This window comes from Vibrio sp. 2033, from assembly GCF_033339735.1.
Genome location: NZ_JAWOVC010000143.1, coordinates 1 through 963 on the forward strand (window position 1 = coordinate 1; position 963 = coordinate 963).

The following is a 963-nucleotide window of genomic DNA, read 5'->3' on the forward strand; positions in this document are numbered from 1 at the left end:
TGACCCCAATGTTCTATACACAACCAATATCCAAACCGAATTAAAAGAGAATACACGGATGAGCCAAGCTATCTGTCGCATGATTGCTCAAGAACTGAATGTTCGCCCAGAGCAAGTCAACGCTGCTGTCACCCTGATTGATGATGGTAACACGGTCCCATTTATTGCACGTTACCGTAAAGAGGTGACAGGTGGCCTTGATGATACCCAACTGCGTACTCTGGACAGCCGTCTGTCATACCTTCGCGAGCTCGACGATCGCCGTCAAACCATTCTGAAGTCGATCCAAGAACAAGGCAAACTGACGCCAGAACTAGAACAAGAGATCACGCAAGCCGACAGCAAGACTCGCCTGGAAGACCTTTACCTGCCATACAAACCGAAGCGCCGCACCAAAGGCCAAATCGCGATTGAAGCTGGCTTAGAACCTCTCGCGGATACACTTTGGAACCAGCCACAAACAGAACCAGAAAGCGAAGCGACGAAATATCTTGATGCGGACAAAGGCATCGCGGATACCAAAGCGGCACTGGATGGCGCTCGCGCAATCATCATGGAGCGCATTGCTGAGGATGCGAACCTGCTTGAAAAAATTCGTGCTCATCTAAACCGCAACGCGGAACTGGTTTCTCGTGTCGTTGAAGGAAAAGAGCAAGAAGGCGAGAAGTTTAAAGATTACTTCAACCATAACGAGCCACTGAGCAAAGTGCCATCACACCGTGCACTGGCGATGTTACGAGGCCGTAATGAAGGCTTTTTGACGCTGGCGATGAACGCCGACCCAGAACAAGAAGAAGGTGCACGCCAATCGTACTGTGAAACCATCATTGCCGACCATTATGGCGTGACGCTAAGCAGCGCACCGGCGGACGCATGGCGTAAACAAGTGATCAGTTGGGCATGGCGCATCAAAGTATCGATGCACATGGAAACCGAGCTAATGGGCGCAATGAAAGAACGCGC

1 protein-coding gene is annotated in these 963 nt (G+C 50.8%); it reads left to right on the top strand.

Annotation, left to right across the window (positions count from 1 at the left end):
* Nucleotides 1-58: 58 nt before the first annotated feature.
* A partial coding sequence (locus R7P74_RS25195; RefSeq protein ID WP_318123370.1) for a Tex-like N-terminal domain-containing protein occupies nt 59-963 on the top strand: 905 nt, incomplete at its 3' end.